Source organism: Burkholderia sp. KL41 (assembly GCF_057005415.2).
The window spans coordinates 1,648,867-1,665,252 of record NZ_CM174447.1; the positions used below are offsets into that span (position 1 = coordinate 1,648,867).

Genomic DNA, 16,386 nt, shown 5'->3' on the forward strand with positions numbered 1-16,386 from the left:
CGGCCCGCGCCGCGCATCGGGTGCAATCGAGTATGGAAATCGTATCGATATCGGTCTAACGTCCAGAGACGATCGATCGATTCAAGAATTGCATGATTGAACTGCACCAGCTTCGCTGCTTCGTCGCGGTCGCCGAGGAGCTGCATTTCGGTCGCGCGGCCCGGCGGCTCTTCATGACCCAGCCGCCGCTCAGCCGGCAGATCCAGCTGCTCGAGCATGCGCTCGGCATCGCGCTGCTCGAACGCAGCAGCCGGCAGGTCAGCCTGACCGCGGCCGGCGAGCGGTTTTTGCGCGACGCGCGGCACATTCTCGAATTCTCCGCACGGGCCGAGCAGGCCGCGCAGCGCGTCGCGCATGGCGGCGCCGGCCGCATCACGCTCGGCTTCACGGCGGTCAGCGCGTACCGGATGATCCCGATGCTGCTGGCGCATGCCGCGCACGCGCTGCCGGACGTCGACGTCGAATTGCGCGAGATGGTGTCGACCGTGCAGATCGATGCGCTGGCGTCGCGGATGCTCGACGCGGGCTTCGTGCGCCAGCGGGCCGCCCGCCAGCCGCTCGAATACCGGCTCGTGCAGCGCGAACCGATGCTGGTCGCGGTCGCGGAGGGGGCGCCGCTCGCCGCGTGCGAGCGCATCGGCCCCGACGATCTCGACCGGCAGCCGTTCATCGCGTATTCGCCGAACGAGGGGAAATACTTCCACGACCTGATCTCGGGCCTGTTCGCGAACGCGGGGCGGCTGCCGAACTACCTGCATTACGTCGGGCAGACGCATACGATCCTGGGCCTCGTGCGCGCGGGCCTGGGCGCCGCCCTCGTGCCGGCGTCGGCGCGCGAGCTGCATGTCGACGGCGTGGTGTTCCGGCCGCTGGCGGGCACCGACGTGGCGGCCGAGCTGTATCTCGCATGGCGCACGGACAACGACAATCCTGCGTTGCCGGTGTTCAATGCGATGGTCGAGCGGTTTCTCGCGCAGGAGCGGGGCGGCGCGGCGACGTGATGCGCCGGGGCATCCGCCCGGCGATGTGACAAGCTTTCAGTCCGGAAGGGGGCGCATGCGATGACAAGCAATCCTGACCGAGCACGACGGGTCGCAGTCCTGCGAATCCTTACCGTACTGAAAGCCGTTTCGCTGCCGGTGTTCCAGCGGAGGAACGCAGCGCTTCGCTGCACTGCGACAACTGCTTGACGCTGCATGCCGGTCGGCGCAGGATACGCTCGTGCATTTGGAGCGGGACGCGCCGGCCGCGCGGTTCCTGCACCCGCGATACGCAGAAGAACAACGATGAGCCTTTACGCACTCGTACCGGACTACCGGCCCCGCGTCTGTCGGCCCGCCGGAACCACGCTTCTCCCGACGCCCGTCGCGTCACGTATCCGTCATCCCGTTTCGTACCGTGCCTCGGTACGCCTTCCCGTTCGCGCGCGAGCCGCGACGATGAACGGCGCCCGTCCGGCGCGCCGCATCGCGGCACCGTCCGCCATCCTTCATTACCGCATCCTGAACGGCGCCTACACCGGCGTCTCGTGACGCCCGTCGCGCCCGTCCTTGTATTGCGCCGCCGGCTTTGCCTGGCTGCCCGGCGGCACCGAAGTCCGAAGCATTTCGATTGAGCTTGAAAGAGCACACGCAAGCAGTTCGGTTCGAGGTTCAAGGAGAAAAACTCATGTCGCAGCTTTCGAATGAAGAAGCAAACGGCAGTTCGGGGAGTGGCAAGGTCAAGCTGGTCAAGTGGGCGATCATCATCGCCGGCGTCGCGATCGCGGCACCGGCCGCGCTGTTCATCCTGAAGGGGGTGATCGCGCTGGTCACGGCGGGCGTGATCGGTCTCGGCGCGATCTACCTGGCGCCGGTCGTCGCGATGAAGTTCGCGAACCAGAAGGTGAAGATGATCGTCGAGGAGGCGCAGGCGAATCCGATCGAGACGCTGATCAACCAGCTCGCGGAAAAGCGCCAGGCGGCACAGAAATTCGCGGACAGCATCACCGCGTTTCGCACCGAGGTGAAGAACTTCGAGAACAAGACGGAACTGTTCGAGAAGCAGTATCCGGACGACGCGCCGCGCTTCAGGCAGCAGCTCGACACGATGAAGCAACTGCTCTCGTTCCGCGAGGGGCGCTACAAGCAGGTGCAGGCCGAGCTGAAGAACTTCGCGTCGGCGATCGACCGCGCGAAGGCGATGTGGGACATGTCGCAGGCGGCGCAGCAGATGAACAAGCTCGCGGGCCGGCAGGCGTCCGACACGTTCGAGCAGATCAAGACCGACGTGGCCGTCGATTCGGTGATGCGCTCGGTCAACAAGGCGTTCTCCGAAATGGAGACGTCGCTGATGGATAACCCCGAGGTCAAGCAGGCGCAGCAGCAGGCGGTGGCGAACGCCCCGCACGCGCCCGGGCTCGATGCGGCGAACCCCGCGCAGCTGCCGTCGAAACAACAATAACTTCCTGCAGGCACGCAACCATGAAAAAACTGCTTGGCGCCATCGCGTTTCTGGTAGTGCTCGTCGGCGTATGGATCGTTCATCAGGGCGGCCTGTCGACGCTGATTCCCGCGCATGACGCGGCCCCGGCCTCGACATCCGCGCAAAACGGCGACAGCGGCCAGTCGGCGCAGACGCCGCCGTCGGCCAGCGTACTGCCGGCTGGCTTCACGCCGCAGGCCAGCACGCTGAAATCGATCGCCGAAAACGGCATCGTGCGGATCTCGGTGCAGAACCCGAGCGAACCGTTCTTCGGCGAGGACAAGGGCTCGCCGCACGGCTTCAACGTCGAGTTCGCGCGGCTGCTGTTCGCGGACCCGTCGTTCTCGCATGGGGGCAAGCCGGTCGTCGTCGATACGCGTCACGAGGTCGACACGTACCCCGGCGTGCCGAAACAACTGCTCGATACCGACGCGAAGGGGAACCACGTGGTCGACGTGGCGATGGACGGGCTGACGTTCCCGGACAACACGCCGGCGGGCGTCGTCTATTCGGTGCCGTACGTCGACGATTTCGGCTATTCGCTGATCGTGCGGCAGGGCGCCGCGATCCGCTCGACCGACGATCTCACGGGCAAGACGGTCGGCATCCTGAAGGGCGACCCGGACGTGCGTGCGTTCGTCACGCGCCAGTATCCGAACGTGAAGTTCGTCGAAGTCGACGATTCCGATCCGGCGTTCATCGCGAAGAGCATCGACGGCCATACGGTCGATGCGTTCATCTACGACTATCCGTTCGCGGTCAGCTCGATCAAGGGCACCGACCTGAAATTCGCGGTGACCAAGCTCGACGGCTCGAACATCGCGTACAAGATCGGCGTGCGCGCGGATGACCAGGATCTGCTGATCTACCTGAACGCCGCGATCGCGAAGCTCAAGCAGTCGCCGCAGTATCTCGAGCTGCTGCGCAAGTACTTCGTCAGCGACCAGGCGGTGACGACCGCGGCCGCGTCAGGCGAACACACGTACGTGGTGAAGGCGGGCGACACGCTGAACATGATCGCGGCGAGCAAGCTCGGCAGCGGCCAGCGTTATCGCGAGATTCAACGCCGCAACAACCTCGCCAACCCGAACCTGATCCTGGCGGGCCAGCATCTGGTGATTCCGGCGCGCTGACGGCGGCGTGAAGTGAACGAAAAGGAGGGGACGTGAAGGACGGCGCGCGGCCCGGCGGAGGTGATTCGCCGGGCCGCGCGCAGGTGGGCGTCAGTGGGTGATCGACAGGAACAGGTAAGCGGCGAACAGCGACAGGTGCACGACGCCGTGCAGCACCGTCGTGCGGCCCTGGCTGAGCGTCAGCGTGCTGACGAGCAGCGTCAGTGCCAGCAGCACGGTTTCCATCGGGCCGATGCCGAGCGTAAGCGGCTGGCCGACCCAGATGAACACGGCCGCGACGGTCGGGATCGTGAGCCCGATACTCGCGAGCGCCGACCCGAGCGCAAGGTTCATGCTGGTCTGCAGGCGATTCGCGCGTGCGGCGGTGACGGCCGCGAGCCCTTCCGGCAGCAGCACGAGCGCGGCGATCACGATACCGACCGCGGCTTCGGGCGCACCGAGCTGCAATACGGCATGCTCGACGGCCGGCGACAGCAGCTTCGCGAGCAGCACGACCGCGACGAGGCTCGCGAACAGCAGCAGCAGGCTGATCAGCGCGGTGCGGCTGCTCGGCGGCGCAGCGTGCACCGATTCGTTCGCGCTGTCGTGCGCGGTGAGGAAGTAGTCGCGGTGACGCACGGTCTGCACGAACACGAATGCGCCGTACAGCACGAGCGACGACACGCCGGCGAACGCGAGCTGCGATTTCGAAAAGAACGGGCCCGGTGCGGCGTTCAGGTAGTTCGGCATCACGAGCGACAGCACGGACAGGGAAGCCAGCACCGCGAGCGCCTTGCTCGCGCCGCGCCCCTGGAAGTCCTGCTCGCCGTGCTTCCACGCGCCGACCAGCAGGCAGATGCCGACGATACCGTTGCAGATGATCATCACGGCGGCGAACACGGTGTCGCGGGCGAGGCCCGATTTCTCGGGGCCGGCGCCGAGCATCACCGACACGATCAGCGCGACTTCGATGACGGTCACGGCGACCGCGAGCACGAGCGTGCCGAACGGTTCGCCGACCCGATGGGCGACGACTTCGGCATGGTGGACGGCGGCGAACACGGCGCCGGCGAGTGCGGCGGCGAACACCGCGATGACGAGGCCTTCGGCCGGCACGACGCGCGACAGCGCGAGGACCAGCCATGCGGCAAGCGGGGCCACGAGGGTCCAGCGCGGGAGCTGGTTGGACGAGAGCGGCATGGAGGGTTTCCTTATGCGAGTGGCGGCGCGCGACGCGCCGTCACGGGTTGACGAAGCCCGGCCGTACTATCCGCCGAACGAGGGTGATGAAACCGAAGGGCGGCAGCACGCAACGGTGCTGCCCTGGGTTCGCCGCCGCGAGGCAGCGAGGGGCGCGGGCGGGCCGGAGCCCGTCGCGGGATGAAACGATTCGATGCGGCCGCCGCAAACGGCGAGGCGGGCGCGCGAGACGACGCGCGTGCCGGAGGCTCGGTTCCGACCCCGGAAGGGCGGCCGGCAATGGACGGCGGTGGCGGCGTGACACGCGGTTTCCCCCTGAAATCCGGCGGTTTGCCGAATTTTATCAGGCGTTCGGGGGTCACTATCTCATATTCGAATCCTTTCATTGACCTTTCGGTTGGCAAAAAGTGCCCCGATCATTCGAATTTTTTGTCTTTGCAGTTTCCGTAACGGTCTCTTGCACGACAAATTCGGGCACGCCCTGACATAAATCTACCGACCGGTCGGTTTATAATCGCTCGCACTTCCACTTCATGACGGATCGCAAGCGATGGCTGTTTCTTCTGCACATTCGGTGAACTCGGGCGCGCTGGCGCCGTCGGCCGTCGTCGGCGTGATCGGTGCCGGCGCGATGGGCGCGGGCATTGCGCAGGTCGCGGCGGCGGCCGGCCATACGGTGCTGCTGTACGACCTGAACGAAGTCGCTTGCGACAAGGCACTGGCCGGCATCCGCGCGCAGTTCGCGCGGCTCGCGGAGAAGGGGCGGCTCGAACCGGCACAGGCCGATGCGGCAGGCAGCCGGCTCCGCGCGGTGCGTGCGCTGGCCGATTTCGCGGGTGCCGCGCTGATCGTCGAGGCGGCCGCCGAGCGGCTCGACGTGAAGCGCGAGATCTTCGCGACGCTCGAGCGCCATGTCGACGACGCGTGCCTGCTGGCGACCAACACGTCGTCGATCTCGATCACGTCGATCGCGGCCGGGCTGCGCGCGCCGCAGCGCGTCGCCGGCCTGCATTTCTTCAACCCGGCCCCGCTGATGGCGCTCGTCGAGGTGGTCAGCGGGCTCGCGACCGCGCCCGAAGTCGCACAGGTGCTGGTTGCGACCGCCGCCGCGTGGGGCAAGCGGCCCGTGATGGCCAAATCGACGCCGGGCTTCATCGTGAACCGCGTCGCACGGCCGTATTACGCGGAGGCGCTGCGCGTGCTGAACGAACAGGGTGGTGCGCCGGCGTCGATCGACGCGGTGATGCGCGAGGCCGGCGGCTTCCGGATGGGGCCGTTCGAGCTGATGGACCTGATCGGTCACGACGTGAACTTCGCGGTGACCGAATCGGTGTTCCGCGCGTACTTCAACGACCCGCGCTACGCGCCGTCGCTGATCCAGCAGGAACTCGTGAACGCGGGTTTCCTCGGGCGCAAGTCGGGGCGCGGTTTCTATTCGTATGCGGACGGCGCGACGCCGCCCGCGCCCGATCTCGAAGCCCCGCGCGACGCGCCGGCCGACGTTGCGCTGTTTGCGCAGGACGGCCCGGCCGCTGCGCTGCATACGCGTTTCACCGAACGCATCGCGGGCGCCCGGCAGGCCGGCACGCATGCCGACGACCTGCTCGCGACGGCCGGCCGTGCATCGATCGCGCTGACCGACGGCCGCACCGCGACCGCGCGCGCCGCGCAGACGGGCGTGGCCGATCTCGTGCTGGTCGACCTCGCACGCGATTACACGCAGGCCGGGCTCGTCGCGCTGACGCGTGCGCTCCAGTGCAGCGACGCGGCCTATGCGGACGCGGTCGGCCTGTTCCAGCAGGCGGGTTTTCGCGTCGTCGGCGTCGCGGACGTGCCGGGCATGGTCGCGATGCGCACCGTCGCGATGCTCGCGAACGAGGCGGCCGACACGGTTAACCAGGGCGTGTGCTCGCCCGCCGATCTCGATCTCGCGATGGAGAAGGGCGTGAACTACCCGTGCGGCCCGCTCGCGTGGGCCGATGCGATCGGCGTCGGCCGCGTGTTTCGCGTGCTGTCGAACCTCGCGGCGAGCTACGGCGAGGACCGCTATCGCGTGTCGCCGCGCATCGCCGCACTGCATGCGGCCGGCCGCACGTTCCGGTCGTAACGCCGGCTTCGTCACCTCGATCACGATAACGACATCACTCCATTGGAGGAGCACCCCGATGACCCACCCGACGCATCCCGCCGCCGCCCTCGAGCCGATCGAGACCGCCAGCCGCGACGAACTGCAGGCACTGCAGCTCGAGCGCATGAAGTGGTCGCTGCGCCACGCGTACGACAACGTCCCGCACTATCGCCGCACGTTCGATGCGGCGGGCGTGCATCCGGACGACCTGAAGTCGCTCGCCGATCTCGCGAAGTTCCCGTTCTCGACCAAGAACGATTTGCGCGACAACTATCCGTTCGGGCTGTTCGCGGTGCCGCGCGAGCAGGTCGTGCGCGTGCACGCGTCGAGCGGCACGACGGGCAAGCCGACGGTGGTCGGCTACACCGCGCGCGACATCGATACCTGGGCGAACGTGACCGCGCGCTCGATCCGCGCGGCCGGCGGCCGCCCGGGCGACACGCTGCACAACGCGTTCGGCTATGGCCTCTTCACGGGCGGCCTCGGGATTCACTATGGCGCGGAACGGCTCGGCTGCATGGTCGTGCCGATGTCGGGCGGGCAGACCGAGAAGCAGGTGCAGCTGATCCGCGATTTCGAGCCGAAGATCATCCTCGTCACGCCGTCGTACATGCTGAACCTGATCGACGAGATGGTGCGGCAGGGGATGGACCCGGCCGAGTCGTCGCTGAAGATCGGCATCTTCGGCGCCGAGCCGTGGACGCAGGCGCTGCGCGAGGAAGTGGAGACGCGCGTGGGCATCGACGCGCTGGACATCTACGGGCTGTCGGAAGTGATGGGGCCGGGCGTCGCGTGCGAATGCGTCGAGACGAAGGACGGCCCGGTAATCTGGGAAGACCATTTCTATCCGGAGATCATCGATCCCGTCACGGGCGAAGTGCTGCCCGACGGCAGCCAGGGCGAGCTCGTGTTCACGTCGCTGACGAAGGAAGCGATGCCGGTGATCCGCTACCGCACGCGCGACCTCACCGCGCTGCTGCCGCCCACCGCGCGCGCGATGCGCCGGCTCGCGAAGATCACCGGCCGCTCCGACGACATGCTGATCGTGCGCGGCGTGAACGTGTTCCCGAGCCAGATCGAGGAGATCGTCGTCGCGCTGCCGCAGCTGTCGGGCCAGTTCCAGATCACGCTGTCGCGCGACGGTCACATGGACCGGCTCGACCTCGCGGTCGAACTGCGCTCCGAAGCGGCCGCGTCCGTCAGCGAAAGCGATCGCGCGGCGCTCGCGCGCGAGCTGCAGCACCGGATCAAGACGATGGTCGGCGTGTCGTCCGGCGTGACGGTGCTGGCGGCGGGCGGCATTCCCGCGACCGCGACCGGCAAGGCCCGGCGCGTGATCGACCGCCGCCAGGCCGCGTAATTCCGATGTTTGCCGTTCTACCCGAGGAAACCTGTTCGATGGATGGATTGAAGACCCTGGCCGTCACGGTCGATGCGCGCGGCATCGCAACCGTCGCGTTGCAGCGCGGCGACGTGCTCAACGCGTTCGACGAGACGATGATCGCCGAACTGACCGCCGCGTTCACCACGCTCGGCTCGCGCGACGACGTGCGCGCGATCGTGCTGCGTTCGGACGGCCGCGCGTTCTGCGCCGGCGCCGATCTGCAGTGGATGCAGCGCGCGAGCGCGAACGACGCGGCCGCGAACCTGCGCGATGCGGAGCGGTTCGCCGCGATGATGCGCGCGATCCGGCAATGCCCGAAGCCGACGGTGGCGCGCGTGCAAGGTCACGCGTTCGGCGGCGGCGTCGGCCTGTGCGCGGCGTGCGACATCGTGATTGCGAGCGATCACGCGCGCTTCTCGGTCAGCGAGGCACGCTTCGGGATCCTGCCGGCCGTGATCGGGCCGTATCTGGTCGAGGCGGTCGGCCAGCGCCAGGCGCGGCGGCTCGCGCTCACCGCGACGCAACTCGCCGCCGGCGAGGCGGTCGCGATCGGCCTGATCCACCAGGCCGTGCCGCTCGATTCGCTCGACGAAGCGCTCGACCGGACGCTCGCCGAACTCGGCCGGAACGGCCCGAACGCGCTGATGGAGATCAAGCGCTTCTTCGACACGATCGGCGAGTATCCGTCGTCCGACGAGCGCGCGGCGTTCACCGCGCAGACGATCTCCCGCGTGCGGGCGACGCCGGAAGCGAAGGAAGGCTTCGCCGCGTTCTTCGCGAAGCGGCCGCCGGCATGGGAGGCGGGCGCCGAATAAGCGCAAGCGGAGACGATCGGCGGCGCAACGGGCGAGCCCGCATTTTGCGCCGCGGGCGCTTGCTCTACAATGCGTGACCCCCGGCGCCCCGCCGGCCCAGCCCCGACCGATTCTTCATCCGATGATCGTCAACCGCCTTATCTCCGAGATCCTGTTCGGCTTCACCGGCCTGATCGGCATCATCAACCCGATCGGCATCGCGTTCCTGTTTCTCGAACGGACCGAGGCGCTCACCGAACACGAGCGGGACCTGCTCGCCCGGAAGGTCGCGTTCAACTCGTTCATCGTGCTGCTGGTCGCGTTTTTCGCCGGCACGCCGGTGCTGCATTTCTTCGGGATTTCGATGGAAGCGCTGCGGATCGGCGGCGGCTTCGCGGTTGCCGTGGCCGGCTGGCAGATGCTGAACGAACCCGACGGGCCGGGCGGCGGCGACACGCCGGTCAAGCCGATCGACGCGAACGCGATCATGACGCGCGCGTTCTTCCCGCTGACCGTGCCGCTGACGGTCGGCCCCGGCTCGATCGCGACCGCGATCGCGCTGAACGCGAACCGCACGCACAAGCTGTCGGAGTTCATGCTGTCGAGCATCGTGTCGATCGCCGTGTCCGTGCTGGTCGCGGTCGTGATCTGGCAGGTCTACAGCCGCTCCGCGCTGCTGTCGCGCTACCTCGGCAGCGAAGGCACCAAGGTCGCGAAGCGCGTGTCGGCGTTCCTGCTGCTGTGCATCGGCGTGCAGATCATGCTGACCGGCTTTTCCGCGTTCCTGCAGCCGATCGCCGACCAGGCCAAGTAAGCGGCCCGCGCCGCAGCGCACGTCCCGCGAAGCCGGCGCCTCGCTCGGTCTCGCACGACCAAGCACGATCAAGCACGACCTCGCGCCGGCGAACGCCGGCGAACGCCCCTTCGTCCGACGCGGCGACGCCGCACGTCTTTTTGCCGCCCGGGATACCATGCGACGGTCCGGCGGATGCGCGGCGCGCATCCGGCCGTCAGCTCAACTTCAATCGCGAGGCGTGCAATGGAATACGTGAAATTCGGATCGACAGGGCTGGAAGTGTCCAGACTGGTGCTGGGTTGCATGACGTTCGGCGAACCGTCACGCGGCTCGCACCCGTGGACGCTGCCGGAAGCGGAGAGCCGCCCGATCATCCAGCGGGCGATCGAAGCCGGCATCAACTTCTTCGATACCGCGAACATCTATTCGGACGGCACGTCGGAGGAGATCGTCGGCCGCGCGCTGCGCGATTTCGCGAAACGCGACGAGATCGTGATCGCGACCAAGGTGTTCTACCGGATGCGGCCGGGGCCGAACGGCGCGGGATTGTCGCGCAAGGCGATCATGACCGACATCGACCAGAGCCTGAAGCGGCTCGGCACCGATTACGTCGATCTCTACCAGATTCACCGCTGGGATTACGGCACGCCGATCGAGGAGACGCTCGAGGCGCTGCACGACGTCGTGAAGGCCGGCAAGGCGCGTTATATCGGCGCGTCGTCGATGTTCGCGTGGCAGTTCGCGAAGGCGCTGCATACGTCGAAGCAGCACGGCTGGACCCGCTTCGTCAGCATGCAGAACCACCTGAACCTGCTGTATCGGGAAGAAGAGCGCGAAATGCTGCCGCTGTGCGCAGACGAGGGAATCGCGGTGATTCCATGGAGCCCGCTCGCGCGCGGCCGCCTGACGCGTAACTGGGACGAGTCGACCGAGCGGCAGCAGAGCGACGAGGTCGGCCAGCGGCTTTACGACGCGACGGCGGAGTCGGACAGGGCGGTCGTCGACGCCGTTGCGACGATCGCGGCCGCACGGAACGTGCCGCGTGCGCAGGTGGCACTCGCGTGGGTCGCGCAGAAGGCCGGGGTCACCGCGCCGATCGTCGGTATTTCGAAACCGCGGCAACTGGACGACGCACTGGCCGCGCTCGAACTGAAACTGACCGACGACGAGATCGCCACGCTCGAACGCCCGTACGTGCCGCACGCGATCGCCGGGTTCAACTGAGCGGCGGTGCCGCGCGGCCGTCAGCGCGCGGCGGCGAGCATCGGGTAGGTGAACAGTCCGAAGTGGACGACGTTGAGCCCCGCATGCGCGAGCGCGGACGCGAGCAGTCCGCCGCGCCGCCATGCGAGGCCGTAGCCGACGCCGGCCACCGTGCCGAGCACGATCCATGACCAGCCGCCGGCCGCGTGCGCGGCGCCGAACAGCACCGCGCCGATCGCCAGTGCGGCCCATGGCCCCCACGCGAACGCTCCGAACGCGCGCGTCAGCCCGCCCTGCACGTAGCCGCGGAACAGCGCCTCCTCGGCGAGCGTCACGAGCAGCAGGTTATTGACGAGCCACAGCCAGCCCGACGCCGGCCACTTGGGCGCCCAGCCGACCATGCCGAACGCGAGCGCGCCGGCCAGGCACGCGGCCGCCGTGGCGACGGCCGCCACCGCGCCGGTGCGCAGCGCGCGCGACAGCGGGACGTCGGGGGCGACCCACGGCAGCACCCACACCAGCCACAGGCCGACGAGCGGCTTGTCCAGGTTCAGGTACATCGTGAACGGGACGGCATCCGGCGTGAAGCGCGTCGGGGCGATCACGAGGGGATTGTGGAAGCCGGGAATCAGGTGCAGGCTGAGCGCGATCGCGAGTGCGGCGAAGACGGCGTGCGCGGCGATGCGCACCGCGCGCGGGCGCCTGGGCATCACGCCCCAGGCGGCCGCGGCCAGCAACGCGAGCGGCGCCAGCGCGAGCGGCGCGAGCTTGCCGAACGCCAGCGCGCACGCATAAGCGAGCGCGGCAAGGCCGACGCTCAGCCTGTGCTGCGGGCGATGCCACGCAAACGCGGCGGCCGCGAACAGGGCGAGCCAGATCGTGGCGGATGGAAGGAGCGAGAGGGACATGACAGGAGCGGCATTCGTCGGACGAGACGCCGCGCATCATACAGCAGCCTTCCGGTCATGCCGGCCGGGAGCCGTCAGCGGCCGGCGGTTTCGGTGACGCCGTCGCGGCCCGGGATGTGGACGCTGTTGCGCACGCGCATCCGCCGCCGGTACCAGAACGTCCACGTCAGCAGACAGCCGAACACGGTATAGCCGATGATCGGCGACACGACCAGCACGCGTTCGACCGGCCAGGTCACGACCATCCAGCAGCGCAGCAGCATTTCCAGCGTCATGAACCCGCCCCAGACGAAGGTCATGCGCCGGAGCATCTGTCGCAGCCCCGGCTGCGCGTTCCAGACCGCTTCGAAATGCGCGGCACCGCCATCCATTTCGCGGGCGATGGTGGCGCGGGCGAGATAGAAGATCAGCGGGCGTTCGCGGAACAGCGACAGCAGGAACACGACGCCGATCGTGCCCGACGCGAGCGATTCGCGCATCAGCAGCGTGCGTGCGCTGCCGCCGAACGCCATCCCGATGATCGACAGCGCGATGCCGAGCAGCACGATGGCCGCCACCGCATCGACGCGGCGCGAGCGGATGAATTCGACGATCGACCAGATGACCGGCGGGACTGCCGACGCGTACAGCGCGCCGGTTTCGCCGAAATACGGCTGCGCGGCCCGGTAGGCAACCCAGGGCAGCACCAGGTTGACGAAGAGTTCGAGAATCAGTCCGGCTCGCGGTTTCACGGTGAGCAATTCCACGCAGGTTGGGGCGAACGCGCAATGGGTGTGGTGGCCACCGGTTGCCCCGAAAAGGGTTCGGTCCAGTATATCGAAGAATCGCGCGGGGCTGCGGCACGGCTTCGGCCGCTTTCCGCCGGCACCGGCGGCACCGTCGTCATGGCGCCGCCGCGGCCGGCAGCGTGATCGTGATGGTGGTGCCCTGCAGCACGACGCTGTGCACGTGGATGTGGCCTCCGTGCCGTTCGACGACGGCCTTGACGAACGCCATGCCGAGCCCGACGCCGCTGGTTTCCGGCTGGCCGGCGGTGCGGAAGCGCCGGTAGCGCTCGAACAGCCGCGTCTGGTCCCCGCTGCTGATTCCGCACCCGCTGTCGCGGATCGTGCAGCGCACGGTCTTGCCGTCGGCGCCCGGCTCGACCTTGCATTCGACGCTCGTCAGCGGCGCGCTGTACTTGATGGCGTTGTCCAGCAGGTTGATCAGCGCGCGCGACAGCAGCGCCGGGTCGCCCGGCACGATCGTGTCGTCGCGCCGCGGCACGTCGTCGATCGACATGGATTTCCGGTGCGCGAGCGGCCACACCGCATCGCGTGCCTCGTTCATCAGGTCGGCGAGGTTGACCGGCACGCGTTCGTATTCGCTCGCCTCCGCACGCGACAGCTGCGCGAAACCGTCGGCCATCGCCAGCGTGTGCCGCGCCAGCCTGGCGATTCTCGCGAACTGCTGCTTTATCTGCGCGTCGCCCGCCCGCTGCGCCTGCGTGTCGATCAGGATGATCAGCGATGTCAGCGGGGCGCGCATGTCGTGCGAAAACAGCGTCAGCATGTCGTTGCGCTGGCGCTCGAGCATGTCGCGGCGGACGGTCGCGTTGCGCAACGTTTCCAGCGACGCGTGGATCCGCGCGATCTCGGGCCCGACGCCGCGCGGCATCGCGACGTGCGACGTATCGCCTTCGCTGAGCGCGACGATCCGGCGGCCGAGCACATCGAGCGGCTTCGACAGCAGCCGCTGCATGCCGCGCGCGAGCGAGGCCAGGATCGCGATGCACAGCGTCGTGGCGAACGCCGACACCCCGACCTTGATTCGGGCGGCGTTCCGGTCGCCGATCGCGCGATGCCGGGCAAGGTCGATCACGCGGTCGCGCAGCAGCTCGCTCGGCCGGAAATGCGGCACGATCGCGCGGGAAAAATCGGCGGCGGTCATGGCATACGCGCCGTCCCGGCCGCCGGCGATGGTCGCGTCGACGAGCGGCAGGATGTGCGCGTCGAAGGCCGCGTTGAGCTGTGCATATTCGCGTGCGACGTCGGGGTCGTCGAGCTGCGTGCCGATCGCGCCGTCGATCAGCGCGCGCAATTGCTCGATGCGGCCGCGCATCCGCATGATGTCCGCGAACTGCGCGCGATCGAGCGCCTGCCGCGCGAACATCGGCGCGATCAGCAGCGAACCCGTGCGCCCCGCGTATTCCCGGAGATCGCCGAGGAGCCGCGCGAGCAGGATCGCACCGGACGTGCGCGGGTCGCGCATCGCCGTGTCGCTCGTCGCGCCGTCGATCAGCAGCGACAGCGTGTCGACGATCCGGAACAGGCGCGCCTGCGCGTGCTGGATATCGTGAACGGTGCGCGACGCGAGCGGCCGCGCGTCGAGCGCATCGACTTCGGCACGCGCATCGGCAAGCGTCATCCGGACGGAGTCGAGTGCATGCAGCAGGTTGCCGCGTTCGCGGTCGTCGAGCACGGCCGCCTGCGCGATGCCGGCGCGAAAACGGTCGAGCGCGTTGTCGGAACGCGCGCGCGCGGCGAGCAGGTTGCGAATCTCGGCGGCGCCGTCGTCCTGCAAGCGTACCAGCAGGTCGTTCGTCGGGCCGCGTTCGGCCGAGATCACGTTGGCGGCGCTCATCGCGCCGCGGACGAATTCGAAGCTCTGCAGGTCGGCGTTTTCCTGCCGGTATTGCCGGAAACTCCCCCAGATGATCGTGCCGCAGAGCAAGGCCAGCAGCGTGGTGACGAGCGCGAAGCCGATATGCGTCTTCTGCAGGATCGTCAGCGATCGAATGTTATATGCGTGTTCCCGGCTAAACGAGAATGAACGATTCATGACACACCATGTTTGCAAGCTATCCCGGGTGGGCCCGTATTCTCGGCCTGTCGGCGCCGTGACGCCGTAAGGTTTTGTGGGGGGGCGCGGCCGCCTTCACGGGGCGGCCACGATCCCGGCCGGGAGGCCGGATCTCGCGTTGCACAGGATCGCCTTGCATCAGTGCCCTGTCGACATCGGGCGAATCGCGCTTGATCCGGAGAAACCCTGATCGCGTATCGAACCCGTGGCGCGCTACGGCAGATGGTTTGGATTACGAATATTTTTGGTCCGCGCGTCTGTCGTGAAGTGCGGCATCAAGTCCGCTTCGGACGACGGCGGCAAGGAGGGGGGGGCTGGACGGGAATGGAAGGCAGGTGCATCGCCCGTGTACGGGCGACGCTTCAGGACGATGCTGCAGCAGGCGTGCCGCGGCGCGAATCGGTGCCGCGGCCGCGCGAGCGGTCAGGCGACGGCGGGCCGAACGATGATCTTCACGTTACGGTCCTTGTGATTGACCAGTTCCTCGAAGCCGTGCGAGACGATGTCGCCGAGCGCGATGCGCCCGGTGATGAGCGGCTGTACGTCGATGCGGCCGTCCGCGATGAAGCGGATCACGTCCGCGAACTCGCCGTTGTACGCGAGCGAGCCGATCACTTCCTTTTCGGTCGACACGATGTCGAAGAAGTTGAACGGTGCCGGCTCCTCGAAGATGCCGACCATCACCGACTTGCCGGCCTTGCGGATCACGTCGATCGCGAGCTTTGCCGTGGCCGTGTGCCCGATGCACTCGAACGACACGTCGGCGCCGTAGCCGTCGGTCAGCGCCTTGACTTCGGCGATCGCGTCGGACGTCTTCGGATCGATGACGACGCTCGCGCCGACCTCAAGCGCCTTCTGCTTGCGCGCGGCCGACATCTCCAGCGCGATCACGCGCCCGGCGCCCGCGGCCTTCGCGCACATGATCGTGCACAGGCCGATCGTGCCCGCGCCGACCACGACGACGGTCTGCCCGACGATGTTGCTGGCCTTCTTGACCGCATGCAGCCCGACCGCGAGCGGCTCGATCAGCGCGCCGGCCTCGGTCGGGAAACCGTCGGGCAGCTTGTACAGCAACTCGGCCGGCACGTTCACGTATTCGGCGAACGCGCCGTTGTTCATCAGCCCGGTGAACGCGAGGTTCTCGCAGATGTTGTACAGCCCGTGCCGGCAATACCAGCAGGTGCCGCAATGCTGGCATGCGTCGGCCGTCACGCGGTCGCCGACCGCGAAGCCCGTCACGCCCGCGCCGAGCTCGGCGATCTCGCCGCTGAATTCGTGGCCGAGGATGCACTGGCCCTTCAGGCCCGTCAGCGGATGCGGCGCGTCGACCGGGATGAAGACGGGGCCGGCGACGTATTCGTGCAGGTCGGAACCGCAGATCCCGCACCAGTGCACGCGAATCGTGACCCAGCCGGCCGGCGGGCGCGCCGGAACGGGAACCTGTTCGACGCGGATGTCGTGGCGGCCGTGCCAGACGGCGGCTTTCATGCTGGGGGCGGTGGTCGATGCCGGTGTACTCACGTTGCTGTCTCCGTCAGGTTGTCGTCGGGCACGCGG

General features: G+C 68.0%; 14 protein-coding genes. 9 read left to right on the forward strand and 5 right to left on the reverse strand.

The features are described 5' to 3' along the window. Positions 1 to 92 precede the first annotated feature (92 nt). From PQB87_RS24860 to PQB87_RS24870, 3 genes are all read left to right on the forward strand, one after another. On the forward strand, positions 93 to 1,001 hold the full coding sequence (locus tag PQB87_RS24860) for a LysR family transcriptional regulator (protein ID WP_021162019.1): 909 nt from the start codon (positions 93 to 95) through the stop codon (positions 999 to 1,001). A gap of 667 nt (positions 1,002 to 1,668) precedes the next feature. After that, the gene (locus tag PQB87_RS24865; protein ID WP_027791838.1) at positions 1,669 to 2,442 is read left to right on the forward strand and encodes a hypothetical protein; all 774 of its coding nucleotides are present in this window, start codon (positions 1,669 to 1,671) and stop codon (positions 2,440 to 2,442) included. A gap of 20 nt (positions 2,443 to 2,462) precedes the next feature. Beyond that, positions 2,463 to 3,596 carry a transporter substrate-binding and LysM peptidoglycan-binding domain-containing protein gene (locus tag PQB87_RS24870; RefSeq protein WP_111939942.1) on the forward strand — a complete coding sequence of 378 codons (1,134 nt, stop codon included), beginning with the start codon at positions 2,463 to 2,465 and terminating at the stop codon, positions 3,594 to 3,596. A gap of 90 nt (positions 3,597 to 3,686) precedes the next feature. Here PQB87_RS24870 and PQB87_RS24875 read toward each other — a convergent pair whose 3' ends face one another. Further along, the gene (locus tag PQB87_RS24875) at positions 3,687 to 4,775 is read right to left on the reverse strand and encodes a calcium:cation antiporter (RefSeq protein ID WP_059687054.1); all 1,089 of its coding nucleotides are present in this window, start codon (positions 4,773 to 4,775) and stop codon (positions 3,687 to 3,689) included. A 180-nt stretch (positions 4,776 to 4,955) separates the two neighbouring features. Between PQB87_RS24875 and PQB87_RS24880 the strand changes: the two genes are divergently transcribed. The 6 genes from PQB87_RS24880 to PQB87_RS24905 all read left to right on the forward strand — a co-directional run bounded on the left by PQB87_RS24880 (position 4,956) and on the right by PQB87_RS24905 (position 11,101). After that, positions 4,956 to 5,225, forward strand: coding sequence for a hypothetical protein (locus tag PQB87_RS24880; RefSeq protein ID WP_489244130.1), 270 nt, complete (start codon positions 4,956 to 4,958; stop codon positions 5,223 to 5,225). Positions 5,226 to 5,325: 100 nt separating this feature from the next. Beyond that, positions 5,326 to 6,882 carry a 3-hydroxyacyl-CoA dehydrogenase gene (locus PQB87_RS24885; protein WP_489244132.1) on the forward strand — a complete coding sequence of 519 codons (1,557 nt, stop codon included), beginning with the start codon at positions 5,326 to 5,328 and terminating at the stop codon, positions 6,880 to 6,882. Positions 6,883 to 6,940: 58 nt separating this feature from the next. After that, positions 6,941 to 8,263 carry a phenylacetate--CoA ligase PaaK gene (gene paaK, locus PQB87_RS24890; protein ID WP_059687052.1) on the forward strand — a complete coding sequence of 441 codons (1,323 nt, stop codon included), beginning with the start codon at positions 6,941 to 6,943 and terminating at the stop codon, positions 8,261 to 8,263. Between the two features lie 38 nt (positions 8,264 to 8,301). Continuing rightward, a complete protein-coding gene (locus PQB87_RS24895; protein ID WP_048025524.1) occupies positions 8,302 to 9,102 on the forward strand; it encodes an enoyl-CoA hydratase-related protein in 801 nt (266 codons plus the stop codon). A 121-nt stretch (positions 9,103 to 9,223) separates the two neighbouring features. After that, entirely contained in the window at positions 9,224 to 9,895 is a 672-nt protein-coding gene (locus PQB87_RS24900) for a MarC family protein (protein ID WP_021162011.1), read from the forward strand. Positions 9,896 to 10,120: 225 nt separating this feature from the next. Then, a complete protein-coding gene (locus PQB87_RS24905) occupies positions 10,121 to 11,101 on the forward strand; it encodes an aldo/keto reductase (protein WP_059650451.1) in 981 nt (326 codons plus the stop codon). Between the two features lie 20 nt (positions 11,102 to 11,121). On the opposite strand, the gene PQB87_RS24910 is transcribed toward PQB87_RS24905, so the two are convergent. The 4 genes from PQB87_RS24910 to PQB87_RS24925 form a co-directional block, all read right to left on the reverse strand. After that, positions 11,122 to 11,988, reverse strand: coding sequence for a CPBP family intramembrane glutamic endopeptidase (locus PQB87_RS24910; RefSeq protein WP_489244136.1), 867 nt, complete (start codon positions 11,986 to 11,988; stop codon positions 11,122 to 11,124). 74 nt (positions 11,989 to 12,062) lie between these two features. Continuing rightward, positions 12,063 to 12,719 carry a VC0807 family protein gene (locus tag PQB87_RS24915; RefSeq protein WP_027791830.1) on the reverse strand — a complete coding sequence of 219 codons (657 nt, stop codon included), beginning with the start codon at positions 12,717 to 12,719 and terminating at the stop codon, positions 12,063 to 12,065. Between the two features lie 151 nt (positions 12,720 to 12,870). Then, positions 12,871 to 14,808 (reverse strand): sensor histidine kinase, encoded by a 1,938-nt coding sequence (locus tag PQB87_RS24920; RefSeq protein WP_489244137.1) that lies wholly within the window; start codon positions 14,806 to 14,808, stop codon positions 12,871 to 12,873. Between the two features lie 444 nt (positions 14,809 to 15,252). Continuing rightward, on the reverse strand, positions 15,253 to 16,317 hold the full coding sequence (locus PQB87_RS24925; protein WP_489244279.1) for a 2,3-butanediol dehydrogenase: 1,065 nt from the start codon (positions 16,315 to 16,317) through the stop codon (positions 15,253 to 15,255). Positions 16,318 to 16,386: the final 69 nt, after the last annotated feature.